At 73.0% G+C, this 14,550-nt stretch carries 13 protein-coding genes and 1 tRNA gene; 3 read left to right on the top strand and 11 right to left on the bottom strand.

Annotated elements, in window-relative coordinates; genetic code table 11:
- Window positions 1-96: 96 nt before the first annotated feature.
- The 6 genes from E4P39_RS16615 to E4P39_RS16590 form a co-directional block, all read right to left on the bottom strand.
- Window positions 97-1,188, bottom strand: a complete 1,092-nt coding sequence (locus E4P39_RS16615) for a resuscitation-promoting factor (protein WP_135137680.1) — start codon at window positions 1,186-1,188, stop codon at window positions 97-99.
- Window positions 1,189-1,638: 450 nt separating this feature from the next.
- A complete protein-coding gene (locus tag E4P39_RS16610; RefSeq protein WP_245159896.1) occupies window positions 1,639-2,475 on the bottom strand; it encodes a hypothetical protein in 837 nt (278 codons plus the stop codon).
- A gap of 325 nt (window positions 2,476-2,800) precedes the next feature.
- The gene (locus E4P39_RS16605) at window positions 2,801-3,697 is read right to left on the bottom strand and encodes a TatD family hydrolase (protein ID WP_135137679.1); all 897 of its coding nucleotides are present in this window, start codon (window positions 3,695-3,697) and stop codon (window positions 2,801-2,803) included.
- Window positions 3,694-5,493 carry a methionine--tRNA ligase gene (gene metG, locus E4P39_RS16600; RefSeq protein ID WP_135137678.1) on the bottom strand — a complete coding sequence of 600 codons (1,800 nt, stop codon included), beginning with the start codon at window positions 5,491-5,493 and terminating at the stop codon, window positions 3,694-3,696. The genes E4P39_RS16605 and metG overlap by 4 nt, the downstream gene beginning before the upstream one ends.
- 58 nt (window positions 5,494-5,551) lie before the next feature.
- Window positions 5,552-6,229, bottom strand: coding sequence for a hypothetical protein (locus E4P39_RS16595; protein ID WP_135137677.1), 678 nt, complete (start codon window positions 6,227-6,229; stop codon window positions 5,552-5,554).
- Window positions 6,230-6,300: 71 nt separating this feature from the next.
- A complete protein-coding gene (locus E4P39_RS16590) occupies window positions 6,301-7,833 on the bottom strand; it encodes an amino acid permease (protein WP_135137676.1) in 1,533 nt (510 codons plus the stop codon).
- Window positions 7,834-7,928: 95 nt separating this feature from the next.
- On the opposite strand from E4P39_RS16590, the gene corA reads away from it, so the two are divergent.
- Window positions 7,929-9,062 carry a magnesium/cobalt transporter CorA gene (corA, locus tag E4P39_RS16585; protein ID WP_135137675.1) on the top strand — a complete coding sequence of 378 codons (1,134 nt, stop codon included), beginning with the start codon at window positions 7,929-7,931 and terminating at the stop codon, window positions 9,060-9,062.
- Window positions 9,063-9,145: 83 nt separating this feature from the next.
- On the opposite strand, the gene rsmI is transcribed toward corA, so the two are convergent.
- On the bottom strand, window positions 9,146-9,985 hold the full coding sequence (gene rsmI, locus E4P39_RS16580) for a 16S rRNA (cytidine(1402)-2'-O)-methyltransferase (RefSeq protein WP_135137674.1): 840 nt from the start codon (window positions 9,983-9,985) through the stop codon (window positions 9,146-9,148).
- 53 nt (window positions 9,986-10,038) lie between these two features.
- Between rsmI and E4P39_RS16575 the strand changes: the two genes are divergently transcribed.
- Complete coding sequence (locus E4P39_RS16575; protein WP_135137673.1) at window positions 10,039-11,562, top strand: phospholipid carrier-dependent glycosyltransferase; 1,524 nt, start codon at window positions 10,039-10,041, stop codon at window positions 11,560-11,562.
- 22 nt (window positions 11,563-11,584) lie between these two features.
- Window positions 11,585-12,367 carry an enoyl-CoA hydratase-related protein gene (locus E4P39_RS16570; protein WP_135137672.1) on the top strand — a complete coding sequence of 261 codons (783 nt, stop codon included), beginning with the start codon at window positions 11,585-11,587 and terminating at the stop codon, window positions 12,365-12,367.
- A 2-nt stretch (window positions 12,368-12,369) separates the two neighbouring features.
- On the opposite strand, the gene E4P39_RS16565 is transcribed toward E4P39_RS16570, so the two are convergent.
- From E4P39_RS16565 to E4P39_RS16550, 4 genes are all read right to left on the bottom strand, one after another.
- Window positions 12,370-12,603 carry a hypothetical protein gene (locus E4P39_RS16565; protein ID WP_135137671.1) on the bottom strand — a complete coding sequence of 78 codons (234 nt, stop codon included), beginning with the start codon at window positions 12,601-12,603 and terminating at the stop codon, window positions 12,370-12,372.
- Between the two features lie 338 nt (window positions 12,604-12,941).
- Window positions 12,942-13,015: transfer RNA gene (locus E4P39_RS16560), tRNA-Ala, on the bottom strand.
- A gap of 80 nt (window positions 13,016-13,095) precedes the next feature.
- Complete coding sequence (locus tag E4P39_RS16555; RefSeq protein ID WP_245159895.1) at window positions 13,096-13,782, bottom strand: hypothetical protein; 687 nt, start codon at window positions 13,780-13,782, stop codon at window positions 13,096-13,098.
- A 166-nt stretch (window positions 13,783-13,948) separates the two neighbouring features.
- On the bottom strand, window positions 13,949-14,515 hold the full coding sequence (locus E4P39_RS16550) for a GNAT family protein (RefSeq protein WP_245159894.1): 567 nt from the start codon (window positions 14,513-14,515) through the stop codon (window positions 13,949-13,951).
- Window positions 14,516-14,550: the final 35 nt, after the last annotated feature.

Genomic DNA, 14,550 nt, shown 5'->3' with positions numbered 1-14,550 from the left:
GTAGGCCGCAGCTCGAGCTGCTGGGCCAGCTCGCGGATCGCGGCCGGGCCCAGCAGCCCGTCGGTCTGCTCGGGGAGGGTGCTCAGGAGGGCTCGATCAGCCGAACAGGCGGGGACCGCAGTGCGGCCACTGACCCGCGCCGGAGCGGGCGTAGAGCTGCTGCGCCCGGAACGTCTGCTCGTCGGCGGAGGCCGCCGCCGGGTCGCCCGTCCCGCCCACGCTGTTCCAGGTGCCCTGCGAGAACTGGTACATGCCGCGGTACTTGCCGGAGGCGCTGACCGCGTTCGGCCGGCCGCCCGACTCGCACTTCGCGAGCGCCGCCCAGTTCAGGCCGTCGGCGCTCGGGCTGTTCGCCGGGCGCGCCTTGGTGCCGACCGTCACCTGCTCGGCGACGGGCTCACGGGTGACCTCGGTGCTCAGCGCCTCCCGAGCGGTCTCGACGCCGTCGACGACGGTCACGCGGTAGACCGTGACCTTCTCCCCGTCCACGCCCGGCGCGGTGACCTTCTCGTCACCCTGCAGGGCGTTGGGGTCGGCGGTCTCGACGCGCTCGTGCTCCACCGCGACGGTCTCGGCGACCTCGCTGACCTGCACCCGGTAAACCTGCAGGCGCATGCGGTTGAGCAGGCCCTGTTCCAGGTAGAGGCTCGTGCGGTCCGTCTCGCTGAGGGCGACGCCCTGCTCGGCGAGCAGGTCGCCCGCGGTCGCGGCGGTCGTGGTGACCACCCGCTCCTGGCCGTCGGAGACCAGCACGATCTCCTTCGGGGTGGTGATCGTCAGCTCCATGCCCTGGAGCGGGAGACGCTCGCTGCGGCTCGCCGAGAGGACCAGCCCGTCGGCGCGGAAACCCAGCTGCGCCAGCGCCTCGTCGACCGAGAGCGCGGTGACGTAGACCTCGCGCGAGACGCCGTCCACCGTGAGCTCCAGCGGGCGGGCCCGGCTGAGGACGACGGCGTCACCGTCGGCGAGCGCCTTGTCGGCGGCCGGCAGGAGGACGTCGTGGTCGCCGGGCTCGAGCCCTTCCTCGTCCAGCATCTCGGAGACCGTCGACGCGTACGTGCCGACGGTCTGCACCCGGCCGTCGACGGTCAGCGTCACGGACTTCTGGGCGAGGAAGAAGGCCAGCGAACCGCCGACGAGCCCCAGGAGGACGACGGCGAAGAGGCTGAGCTGGAGGGAGCGGCGCACAACACTTCCACAAGGTCACAGAACCCGGGCAGGAGAACAGGCACCACCCGGAGGCGGCCGCCTGTCATGGTCCCCACCCTGGACAGCGACCAGCCGGAGCGCCTGCTCCGGTCGGATACGCCGCCCGGATAGGTCTCCACCCCGGCTGTCGGTCACGACACGATAACGAACTCGGTACTAGTGGCAACGGTGCGCAACGAGTGAACCAGAGGCGCTCAATAGCGCTGAGTGGGCACGCCGATACCCTGTGTGACGGACGTGCCGGGTGAGGCTGCTGGGACGGAAATCTTCCTGGGCCGGCGCCTGTGAGCAAGGGCACAGCGTGCCATCGGCGACAGCAGGGCATGCCCACGGGTCGAGCGGCGTCCCGCCGGTCGACCGGACGACCGGCGGATCAGCCCGTGAAGGCGCGGGCGCTCGACTCAGCCCGTGAGGGCGCGGGCGCTCGACTCAGCCCGTGAGGGCGCGGGCGCTCGACCGGATGGGGCGCAGCCAGGTCAGCAGGAAGCCGGCCACCGCGATGCCGGCGGCGAGGGCGGAGAAGCCACCGGCGACGAGGGCCACCGGCAGGAAGTCGTAGCCCTCGCTCACGCCGTCCGGATCGATCCCCGCGACCAGCAGCAGGGCGCCCAGCGGCAGGAGCGCGAGGACGGTGGCCGCCGCGGTGACCAGGTGTGCGGTCCACGTCCGCAGCGCCTCGTCGACCGGCACGTCGGCGCCCTCGGACGGCAGTGGCCGGAGGACGGCGCGCAGCAGGGCGGTCTCGGCCAGCAGCCAGGAGACGACGGGAACGATCAGGGCCGCCCAGGCGACCGGCATCCCCAGCTCGCCCGAGCTCCATAGCCCGACCGTGGCAGCCACCTCGGCGGCGACGACCGCACGCATGATCCAGACCAGCCAGGGCGAGATCAGCTCGCCGCGGCGCGGCCGCCGGGGCGGGGTGGCCAGCTTCCAGCGCGGCCGGGGCCGGGTCGCCTCGGCGAGCACGACGCCGACCAGGAGCGCGGCGGCCAGGACCGGCACCCACAGGAACACCGAGGCCTCGGCGAGCAGGACGACGCTGCCGATCACGCCGGCGACCCCGAGCAGCAGACCGAGTTGCCGGATGCGCCGTCCGTGCTGCGCCTGGCGTTGCAGGGTCGCGGCACCTGCGGGGCTCGGCTCCGCGAACTCCACGGCCCCGGCTGCGACGGCGCGACGCCCTGCGGCGAGCCACCACGCCCGGGCCAGCAGCACGCCGGGAACGAGCACTGCGATGAACAGCACGAAAGCGATGAGGCGACCCACGGTGCGCATTGTCCTCCTCCGGAGGACACCGCTGCCATGACACCGTCCATGACACCGTCGTCCTCCGGACGACACCGCGGCCAGTTTCCGTCCCGGCCGGCGTTGAGCCGCTGCGTCGCGCCTGCGCGGAGACCCTCCGGGCCCCCACTCGGCTCGACCGGTCCGCGACACGGTCGTCCTCCGGACGACACCGCGACCACGACACCGTCGTCCTCCGGACGACACCGCTGCCAATTGCCGTCCCCGCCGGCGTTGAGCCCCTGCGTCGCGCCTGCGCGGAGACCCTCCGGGCCCCCACTCGGCTCGACAGCTCGTCCCCCGCTGCCTAGCTCCGGTCGTCCCAGCTGCCGAAGACGCGTTCGGCGGTGGCGGTCAGGCTCTGGCACAGCTCGTCGAGGTCGACGCCCGTCACCTCGGCGAGGGCGCGCACCGTGTGCGGCACCAGGCGGGAGGCGTTGGGCCGGCCGCGGTACGGCATTGGGGTGAGGAAGGGCGCGTCGGTCTCGACCAGCAGCTGGTCGACCGGCGTGAGCGCGGCCGCCGCGCGCAGGTTGGCCGCATTGCCGAAGGTCAGGGTGCCCGCGAAGGACAGCACGAACCCCCGGGAGACGCAGGCCCGGGCGAAGGCGGCGTCCCCGGAGAAGCAGTGGAAGACGGTGTGCTGAGGAGCGCCCTCGTCGTCCAGCACGCGGAGGATCTCGTCGTGGGCGTCCCGGTCGTGGATGACGAGGGCGACGTCCCGGTCCTTGGCGATCCGGATGTGCGCGCGGAAGGACGCCTCCTGCGCCGCCCAGCCCTCGGGACCGGTGCGGTAGCGGTCCAGCCCCGTCTCCCCCACCGCCCGCACCCGCGGGAGCGCCGCCAGGCGGTCGATCTCGGCGAGGGCGTCGTCCGTCGCCTTCCCGGCCCCGGCCTCGTTCGGATGGAGCGCGACGGCGGCCAGCACGTTCGGGTGCCGGGCGGCCAGGGCGGCCGACCAGCGCGACGAGGGCACGTCGACACCGACCTGCACCAGCCGCGGCACGTTCACCGCGACGGCAGCGGCGATCTCCGCGTCGACGTCGTCGTCCGATGCCCATTCACCGTGCTCGTCGCCGGCCGGCCGCTCGCCCAGGACGATGTCGAGGTGGGTGTGGCTGTCCAGCGCCGGCGACGGCAACGGCTCCGGGGACGGCGGCGGCTCGCCCCGCCGGTTCGCGCGGGCGGATGCCGACCGACTCACGACGCTCCGCCCTCCAGGCGGGCCAGCTCCTCGTCCACGATCGACGGATCGAGCTTGGTGAAGATCGGCGTCGGCGGCGCGAGCGGCGTGCCCGACGGCGGCAGCGGCGTCGAGCCCCAGCCGGCCTGCCCCTCGTCGTACCGCCCGGTGATGATCGGGTAGGGCGAGCCGTCGTCGAGGTCGGTGACCTCCTCGATCTGCGGCCGGCCCGACCAGACGCCGGTGCCGCCGAGCAGCTCGTGCACCGTCTGCGCGGAGTGCGGGAGGAACGGCGTCAGCAGGGTGTTGCAGTCCTTGATCGCCTGCAACGCGGTGTGCAGCACCGTGTCCCGCCGGGCCGGGTCCTCCTTGAGCTTCCAGGGCGCCTGGTCCGACAGGTACTTGTTCGCCTCGGCGACCACGCGCATCGCCTCGCCGATCGCCGCCTTCTGCCGGTTGCGGGACAGCAGGTCGCCCACCGGCTCGAAGGCGCCGGACGTCGTCGCCAGCAGTGCCTTGTCGTCGCCGGTCAGCTCACCGGGCGTGGGGATCCCACCGCCGTTCTTGGCGGCCATCGAGACCGTGCGGTTCACCAGGTTGCCCCAACCGGCGACCAGCTCGTCGTTGTTGCGGCGCAGGAACTCCGCCCAGGTGAAGTCGGTGTCCTGGTTCTCCGGACCCGCGACGGCGATGAAGTACCGCAGCGCGTCGGCGTCGTACCGGGCGAGGAAGTCGCGCACGTAGATGACCACCTGGCGCGACGAGGAGAACTTCCGTCCCTCCATCGTCAGGAACTCGCTGGACACCACCTCGGTCGGCAGGTTGAGCCGGCCGAGCGAGCCGGCGGTGCCACCCTTGTCGCCCTCGCCGTTGTACCCGAGCAGCTGGGCGGGCCAGATCTCGGAGTGGAAGACGATGTTGTCCTTGCCCATGAAGTAGTAGGCGTCGGAGTCCGGCGTCTGCCACCACTGCCGCCAGGCGTCGGCGTCGCCGGACCGGCGGGCCCACTCGATCGACGCCGACAGGTAGCCGACGACGGCGTCGAACCAGACGTAGATCCGCTTGTCGTTCCGGTCGCGCCAGCCGTCCAGCGGCACCGGGACGCCCCAGTCGATGTCGCGGGTGTAGCTGCGGGGCTTGAGGTCGTCGAGCAGGTTGACGCTGAAGTTGAGGACGTTCGGGCGCCAGCTCTTGCGGGTGGCCAGCCAGTCGCCGAGTGCCCGCGTGAAGGCCGGGAGGTCGAGGAAGTAGTGCTCCTCCTCCACGAACTTCGGCGTCTCCCCGTTGATCTTGCTGACCGGGTTGATCAGGTCGATCGGGTCGAGCTGGTTGCCGCAGTTGTCGCACTGGTCGCCGCGCGCGCCGTCGTACTGGCAGATCGGGCAGGTGCCCTCGATGTACCGGTCGGGCAGGGTGCGCCCGGTCGACGGGCTGATCGCGCCGAGCGTCGTCTGCGGGAACACGTAGCCGTTCTTCAGCAGGCCCAGGAAGATCTCCTGGCTCACTCCGGCGTGGTTCACCGTCGTCGTCCGCGTGAACAGGTCGTAGCTCAACCCGAGCGACTGCAGGTCGTTGACGATGATCCGGTTGTTCCGGTCCGCGATCTCCCGGGGCGTCACGCCCTCGGCGTCGGCGGCCACCGTGATCGGCGTCCCGTGCTCGTCGGTGCCGCTGACCATGAGGACCTTGTCCCCGGCCATGCGGTGGTAGCGGCTGAAGACGTCGGAGGGCACGCCGAACCCGGAGACGTGGCCGATGTGCCGCGGGCCGTTGGCGTAGGGCCAGGCGACGGCGGTGAGGATGTGCCGATCAGTCACGGGCTGAGCCTAGGCGGAGGCGTCCACCCGGCTCGGCGCGCGGCGGCCGCCCCGGGGGTCAGTCGTTGGTGTAGACGACGCTCGACGCTGCGGCGCCCGGCCCGCCGTCCGGCGCCTGGGCCGGAGCGAGCAGCGCGAGAGCGCCCAGCGAGATCCCGATGACCCCGAGGGTCACCGTGGCCAGCAGGCGGTGCGCGGCGACCGGGTCGGGCCGCTGCACGCGGGTGCGGGGACCGTCGGCGACCCACTGCCGCGCGGACGGAGCGCCGGCGAGCAGGAGCTTGCCGACGGGGACGGCGAGGACGAGCAGCGCCAGCGCGGGGAGGGGCAGGCCCGCGGGGGGCGCGAACACCGGAGCGACCGTGGCCGCCACCAGCAGCACCGCGACCAGCACCGTCTCGCCGTAGGCGAGGCCCATGAACAACCGGCGGCCGACGCCCTCGATCAGGCCGGCGCCACTGCCGGCGCACGCCACCACCCAGGCGGCCAGGGCGCTCAGGCCGAGCGCCAGGGCCATGCCGGTGGGCCGCACGGAGGTGAGCACGCCGTCGATGCCGGCGACGGCCACGGCCAGCAGGCCGACGGCCTCGATGATGCCGATTCCGCCGGCCGCGATCACGGTCAGCGGCAGGCGACGGGCGGACGACGTCGACGCGGTCGCGACCAGACGCAGGGCGGGCACGCGGACGCGCGGCGCTGCGAAGGTGTCGCGTGCATCGAGGACGTTGATCGCCATGAGATCCCGTCGTCCCGTCCGGCGCCCGGCTGTAGGCCCCGACCGCTGGATTCACCCCTCCGGATGACCGTTCAGGCGCGTCGGGCGGCGTTCGCGGCGGCGGCGTCCTCGCGGTCCCCCGGCGTGTTGAACCGACTGCGCCGGCGTCCGTAGGCGAAGTAGATGACGAAGCCCAGCGCCATCCAGGCGAGGAAGCGGATCCAGGTGTTCCCCGTCAGGTTGAGCATCAGCCACAGGCAAGCCAATGCCGCGAGGATGGGCAGCACCGGCATCAACGGCACGCGGAAGGCCCGCGGCAGGTCCGGCCGGGTCCGGCGCAGGACGATCACGCCGATGGAGACGAGCAGGAACGCAGCGAGCGTGCCGATGTTGACGAGTTCCGTCAGCTCGCCCAGCGGGACGACCCCCGCCATGACCGCCACGAGCACGCCGGTCGCGATCGTGATGCGGTACGGGGTGCCGTAGCGCGGGTGCACCGTGGAGAACCACCGAGGGAGCAGCCGGTCCCGGCTCATCGCGAAGAGCACGCGGGACTGCCCGAGCAGCAGGATCATGACCACCGACGTCAGGCCGATGAGCGCGCCGAGCCCGATGATCGTGGCGAACACCGGCAACCCGGCGGCGGAGAACGCCCCGGCCAGCGGCGCGTCGGCGTTGAGCTCGGTGTAGCGCTGCATCCCGACGACCACCAGCGACACGGCCACGTACAGGGCCGTGCAGATCGCCAGCGAGCCGAGGATGCCGCGGGGCATGTCCCGCCCGGGGTCGCGGGTCTCCTCGGCCGCGGTCGCCACGATGTCGAAACCGATGAACGCGAAGAACACGATCGAGGCGCCGGCGACGACCCCGCCCCACCCGAACGTCGTGGGCGCGAAGCCGAACAGGCTCTGGACCAGCGGCGCATCCCAGCCCGAGGCGGCCTCGCTCGGCTGTGCCGGCGGCACGAACGGGCTGTAGTTGCCGGCGTTCAGGTAGAAGACGCCCACCGCGACGACGAGCAGCACGACGGCCACCTTGATGGCGACCACGACCGCGTTGTACCGGGACGACAGCTTGATGCCGAGCACGAGCACCGCGGTCATCGCCAGGGCGAGCACCATCGCGGGGATGTTGAACCGCGCTTCCTCGCCGGCGACCGTCGAGGGGAGCTCGAGGCCGATGTCGCCGAGCATCTGCTGCAGGTAGCCCGACCAGCTGACCGAGACGGCCGCGGCCCCGATGGCGAACTCGAGGATCAGGTCCCAGCCGATGATCCAGGCGACGAACTCACCGAACGTGGCGTAGGAGAACGTGTAGGCGGAGCCGGCGACCGGCACCGTCGAGGCGAACTCGGCGTAGCAGAGCGCGGCCAGACCGCAGGTGATCCCGGCGATGACGAACGAGAGCCCCACCGCCGGCCCCGACTGGGTCTGCGCGACCACACCCGTGACCACGAAGATCCCCGCCCCGATGATCACGCCGACGCCGAACACCGTCAGGTCCAGCCCGGACAGACTCTTCTTGAGCCGGTGCTCCGGCTCGTCGGTGTCGCGGATCGAGTCCTCGACGGACTTCACCCTGCGGGTGCCTGCGGCCACGGCGTCCCCCTGTCGGGCATCGATCATCCCTCCGGGCAGCGTGGCACGGGGGCGGGGACGGCGCATGCCTACGCTGCACACGCCCACGGGACGGCTCGCGGGCGAGCGGAGGAGGTTGCGCGATGAGCGCCAGCGATCGCCCGGCGGGCCCGCCCGAGGTCTCCCCGCTGCCCATCCCGCCGTCCACGCTCGTGGATCCGACGCCCGGCCTCCGTCCCCGCCCGGCCGGCCGGCAGCGCCAAGCGCCCACCCGCAGGCGGGGCGAGGACCCCGTCGTCGACTGCGCGGTCTACGTCGACGGTCACCGGCAGGCGCCGGTGACGCCCGACGAGGCGCTGCGGGTGGCCGCCGAGACCGGCGGCTTCGTGTGGCTGGGGCTCTACGAGCCCACCCAGGCCGAACTCGACGCCCTCTCCGCCACCTACGGACTGCACCCCCTCGCCGTCGAGGACGCGGTGTACGCCCACCAGCGGCCCAAGCTCGAGCGCTACGACGACGCGCTGTTCATGGTGCTCAAGACGGCGACCTACGTGGCGCACGAGGAGCTGACCGCGACCAGCGAGGTGGTCGACACGGGCGAGGTCATGGTCTTCCTCGGCGCGAACTACGTCATCACCGTGCGGCACGGCGGGCACAGCGGGCTGGCCGAGCTGCGGGCCCGCATGGAGGAGCAGCACGACCTGCTGTGCCTGGGGCCCTCCGCGGTGCTCTACGCGGTCGCGGACCTCGTCGTCGACACGTTCGTCGAGGTGGCCGGCCTGGTGGAGGAGGACGTCGACGAGCTCGAGGCCTCGGTCTTCAGCCCCGACCGGACCGACGACATCGGCCGGCTGTACCAGCTCAAGCGGGAGCTGATGGGCCTGCGACGGGCGGTCACCCCGCTGGAGGTGCCGCTGCAGAAGCTGGCCGACCGGCCGATCGACGTCGTCCCCGACGCCATCCGGTCCTACTTCCGGGACGTGCTCGACCACGCGATCCGCGTCCGTGACCAGGTTGCCGCGCTCGACGAACTGCTCTCGTCCATCCTGCAGGCCTCGCTGGCTCGGACCTCGCTGGCCGACAACGAGGACGTCCGCAAGATCTCGGCGTACGCCGGCATCATCGCCGTCCCGACCGCGATCGCCGGGATCTACGGCATGAACTTCGAGCACATGCCGGAGCTGGGCTGGCGCTTCGGCTATCCCCTGGTGCTGGTGGTCATCGCCCTCTCCTGCGTGCTGCTCTACCGCGCCTTCAAGCGCAACAACTGGCTCTAGGCACCCCGGCCCGCCGCGACTGAGCAGTTCCGGGGCCCATCCGGCGGGCGGATATGGGCCCGAAAGGCGCACAGACGCGCGGGTCAGCCCCGCTTCGCGGCGAGGACGGCGTCGTAGACGGTCCGCCGCGGCAGCCCGGTGCGGACGACGACGGCGCGGATCGCATCCTTGCGGGTGGCACCGGCGGCCTCCTCCGCGGCGACCTCGGCGGCCAGTTCTGCGGCGTCCAGCGGGGCGGGCACGCCCGATGCCCCGGCGACCACCAGCGTGATCTCGCCCTTCACGCCCTCGGCGGCCCACTCCGCGAGCTCGGCCAGCGGGCCCCGGCGGATCTCCTCGTAGGTCTTGGTCAGCTCGCGGCACACGGCCGCCTGACGGGTGTCCCCGAACGCGGCGGCGGCATCGGCCAACGCGTCGGCCAGCCGGTGCGGCGACTCGAAGAAGACCATCGTGCGGCGCTCGTCCGCCAGGGCGGCCAGCGACGACCGCCGCTCCCCGCCCTTGCGGGGCAGGAACCCCTCGAAGCAGAACCGGTCCACCGGGAGACCGGAGACGGCGAGCGCCGTCGTCACCGCCGACGGGCCGGGCACCGACGTCACGGGGACGCGGGCCTCGATCGCCGCCCGCACCAGCGTGTAGCCCGGATCGGACACCGACGGCATGCCCGCGTCGGTCAGCAGCAGCACGGTCGCCCCGTCGGCCAGGGCGGCCAGAAGCCCGGGCAGCCGCGCCTTCTCCACCGTCTCGTGGAAAGTCACCACCCGGCCGGTGAACGTGACGCCGAGGTCGGCGGCCAGGCGGTGCAGGCGGCGGGTGTCCTCGACGGCCAGGACGTCGGCGGTCGCCATCACCTCGCGCAGCCGGGGGCCCACGTCACCCGGCTGCCCGAGGGGCGCGCCGCCGAGCACCAGCCGTCCGGTCACGGCACGGAGCCTGTCACGGGAGGACGACGGGTCGCGCCACCTACCCTGGCGGCATGGCGGTGCTGGCACCCGAGCGGGCGGAGGAGGAACCACCGCCGTCCGAGGTGCCGCACGCCCCGAGCCGGCAGCCGCGGGCCAGGCGGGACCACTTCCGTCCGCTCCCGGACGACCGCCGGCTGGCGTGGCTGCTCACCGGGGCGCTCGGTGTGCTGACTCTGGCGATGCGGCTGTGGGGCATCAGCTACCCGCGGGACCTGCTCTTCGACGAGGCCTACTACCCGCGCCACGCGCACCAACTGCTGACGTGGGGCTTCGAGTACAACCGCGGCTACTCCTTCATCGTCCATCCGCCCCTGGGCAAGTGGTTCATCGCGGCGGGCGAGCAGCTGTTCGGCTACAACTCCTTCGGCTGGCGGTTCCCCTCGGCCGTCGCCGGGGCGCTCGCCGTCGTGATCCTGGTCCGGCTCGCGCGCCGGCTCACGGGCTCCACGGTCCTCGGCCTGGTCGCGGGCCTGCTCCTCGCGCTGGACACCTTCTCCTTCACCCTCTCCCGGGTCGGCCTGCTGGACGTGTTCGTCCAGGTGCTCGTGCTGGGCGCCGTCGCCTGCCTGGTCGTCGACCGGGACCGGGTCCGCGCACGGATCCACTCGGCGACCGACATCGGGGCCACCGGCGTCCGGCTCGGGCCGCGGGGCTGGCGGATCGCCGCCGGAGTGCTGTTCGGCGCCGCGTGCGCGGTCAAGTGGAGCGGCGTGTGGTTCCTGGCCTTCTTCGCGGTCGCCTCCCTGTTGTGGGAACGGGCCGCCTGGCGGGAGGCCGGCGTCGTCCGCCCCACGCGCGCCGCCGCCCGGCGGGGGCTGCCCGGGGCGGTCTGGGCCCTCGCCGTGCTCCCGGTGCTCACCTATCTGGCGTCGTTCACCGGCTGGTTCCTCGGCGAGACGTCGCAGGGCAAGGCCTGGGCCCAGCAGAACCCCGACACCGACTATCCGTTCGTCCCGGACGCGCTGCGCTCGCTGTGGCACGAGCACGCCCAGTGGCTGACGTTCCACAACGGGCTGTCGACGCCGCACTCGTGGGAGTCGGGGCCGTGGTCGTGGCTGGTCACCGGGCGGCCCATCCTGCTGTGGAACCCGCAGGGCCTCACCGACCCCGCAGGCGACCAGGTCGTCCGCTACATCCTCATGTTCGGGGCGCCGATCCTGTGGTTCACCTTCGTCCCGGCCGCCCTGTGGCTGGTCTGGCGGATCGCCGCCCGTCGGGACCCGGCGGCGGCCGTCGTCGCCGTGGCGCTCGCAGCGGGCTGGGGAACCTGGTTCGTCAACCTCGACCGGACGATGTTCATCTTCTACATGGCGCCGGTCGTGCCGTTCTTCATCCTCGCCCTGACGCTGGTGCTGCAGGACGTCCTCGGCCCGGCGCGGTCGGACGTCCTGCGCCGGCAGATCGGGCTGGGCGTGGTGTGCCTCTATCTGGCCGTGGTCGCGGCGACCTTCGCCTACTTCTATCCGGTGCTCACGGGGGAGCCGCTGTCGGTGGTCGAGTGGCGCACGCGCATGTGGTTCCCCTCCTGGTTCTGACGCCCCGATCGAGAGGACGGCGATGACGCGGCCCCGTGTGCTGACCGAGTCCGACGGCGACGTCTGGCGGATCACCCTCGATCGCCCGGAGGCCGGCAACGCGCTGGACCCCGCACTCGCCGAAGCCCTGGCCGACGCGCTCACCGGACGCCCCGCCGAGACCAGGGCGGTCCTGCTGCTCGGCAACGGGCCCCGCTTCTGCGTGGGCGGCGACGTCGCGTCCTTCGCCGGCGCCGACGACCTGGGGACGTTCGTCGGGCAGCTCGCCGCGGACTGGCACGCGGTCGTGCGGCGGATCCTCGACTGCCCGGTCCCCGTCGTAGCCGGTGTGCACGGCGCCGTCGCCGGGGCGGCGGTCGGCCTCCTCGCCGCCTGCGACGTCGTCGTCTGCGCCGCGTCGACGACGATCCGCCCCGCCTACGGGGCCCTCGGCTTCTCCCCCGACGGCGGGTCCTCCTGGGCGCTGACCCGTGCGCTGGGCGCCCCGCGGGCGCTCGAGCTGATGCTGACCAACGGCGCGCTCACCGGCACCCAGGCGCACGAGCTCGGCCTGGTCGGCCGGGTGGTCGCGGACGACGACCTCCAGGACGCGGCGACCGCCCTGGCCCACCAGCTCGCCGCCGGACCGGTCCGCGCCATGGTGCGCACCCGTCGGCTCGTGCGCGGAGCGGCAGCGCACACCCTGGACGAGCACCTGGACGACGAGGCGCGGTCGATCCGGGAGTCCGCGGACGACCCGGAGGGACGCGAGGGCGTGCGGGCGTTCGTCGAGAAGCGGACGCCGAACTTCCGCAGCGCCGGCTGACATCAGCCCTCGCGGCCGCGCCGGGCCAGGTAGCGGAGCCCGACGACGGCGAAGGCCACCCCGAGGACCACCGCCACCACGATCATCACCCGGGCCACGGTCCCGGCCCCAGGCCACATGCCGCTCAGCCCGTCCGCGATGAACCACAGCGCGATGGCGACGACGACGCCCCGCCCCAGCCAGCGGAGCCGGTCGGACTGCGGACCGCCCGGCTGGGGCTTCCCCTGCGCGGTCACGCGTCCTCCTCGCCGGCGCTCGTCAGCCGCGTTCGCAGGGCTGCACCATCCATCGGTGAGCTCGCACGCTCGCTCACACGTCCTCCTCGCCGGCGCTCGTCAGCCGCATTCGCAGGGCTGCACCATCCATCGGTGAGCTCGCACGCTCGCTCACGAGTCCTCCTCGCCGGCGCTCGTCAGCCGCGTTCGCAGGGCTGCTCCATCCATCGGTGAGCTCGCACGCTCGCTCACACGTCCTCCTCGAACGGCGAACGCCGCCGGGGCGGTGAGCCCCGACGGCGTCGGCTGGATCCTGCGGTGTCTCGGTGGAACGGTGGAACGGTGGAACTGTGAAGGTGTGGAGCTGAGGGGAGTTGAACCCCTGACCCCCTCGATGCGAACGAGGTGCGCTACCGGACTGCGCCACAGCCCCTTCGACGGACACTTTACCGTCCCGGCGCTCCGGCGCCGCCACCGGGGCGACGCCGGAGAGCCGGGCTGCGAACAGGCCGATCAGGCGTTGGCGACGCGGCGCGGCTCGTAGACGTCGATGTCGGCGAAACCGATGTCGTCGTCGTCCAGACCGACCACGGCGCTCTGCTGCCAGCCCAGCGGCGCCGGCGTGCGGGCCGCCACCACCCGGCCGGGGTGCAGCGGGTGCACCGGAGCCAACGGCACGCTCGGGTGCGGCAGGGCCGGCAGGTGCTCCTGCGCCACGGTCTCGTGGACGGCGTCGGAGACCATCGGCGCCTCGACGGGAGCCGGACGGTTCCGGAGCGCCTCGCGCATCGCGGCACGCGCCGCCCGGCGGGCCGCCAGCCGCTCGCGGCGGGCGACCTTGCGCAGGACGAGCACGTAGCCCACGACCGCGAGGTCGAGCACCACGTTCGCCACCCACAGCCACGGGCTGTAGATCAGCGCGCCGACCAGGGAGAGGGCAGCGAGCGCCGTCAGGCCGGCGAGCGTGCGACGCCGCAGGGCATGCACGTCGACCTGGAGCTCACCGCTGGTGCGCAACGCGTCGCGGTCGATCGACACCCGCTCCGTCGGCGCGTGGACGACGGGGTCCACCGTCCGGCGACGTTGCAGCGTTCGGCCCGAAGAGGCCAGTTCGGCCCGGCCTCCCTGAGAGTCGCCGCGGGTGACCACCATCGGTACCAGCACGACGAACCAGAGCACGACCAGAGCGGCCAAGAGCACGCCCGATCCCATCCGAACACCACCTGTCACATCAGTCACTTGCGGTGGCCACGGTAAGCAGGAACGGGTTCCGGAACAGGGAGGCGCGCGGTGTGTCGCTGAGGTGTTGTGTGGTCGGTGTGACGACTGGGGCGTGTCGCCCGGCGCGTGCCGGTTCCCGCACCGGTCAGCGTGGTACGCGCTCCCGCCACCGGGCGAGCACGCCGGCGGGCAGATCCTCGGCCAGGAGCGCGTAGGCGAGGTGGTCCCGCCAGTCGCCGTCGATCTCGAGGTAGCGCCGCAGCAGTCCCTCCTGGCGGAACCCGAGGCGCTCGACCAGGCGCTGGCTGGGCAGGTTCTCCGGCCGGATGTCGGCCTGCACCCGGTGCAGTCCGACCTCCCCGAACGCGTGGTCGCAGACGAGCGCGACGGCCAGCGAGGCCATCCCGCGGCCGGCGACCGACCGGTCGATCCAGTAGCCGAGGTAGCCCGACCGGAGGGCCCCGCGGACGACGTTGTCGATCGTCACCTGGCCGGCCAGCCGGCCCTCCACGCGGATCGCGAAGGGCAGCGAGGTGCCGAGGCGGGCGCGCTGGGCCAGCACGCGGCGCATCGCCCGGAAGGCCGCCGGCGTGTGCCGCACGTCCCACGGCTGCGAGGCCGACGGCTCCCAGGGCCGCAGCCAGTCCTCGTTGTCCAGGCGCAGCCGGCTCCACTCGGCGGCGTCCCGGCGGCGGATCGGCTCCAGTTCCACCGGCCCCCAGCTCAGCCGGGCGGGCCAGCCGGGAT

This window comes from Blastococcus sp. CT_GayMR19, from assembly GCF_004570385.1.
Taxonomy (GTDB): domain Bacteria; phylum Actinomycetota; class Actinomycetes; order Mycobacteriales; family Geodermatophilaceae; genus Blastococcus_B.
The sequence above is the reverse complement of the archived record's forward strand: the minus strand, read 5'-3'. Positions and strand labels throughout refer to the sequence as shown.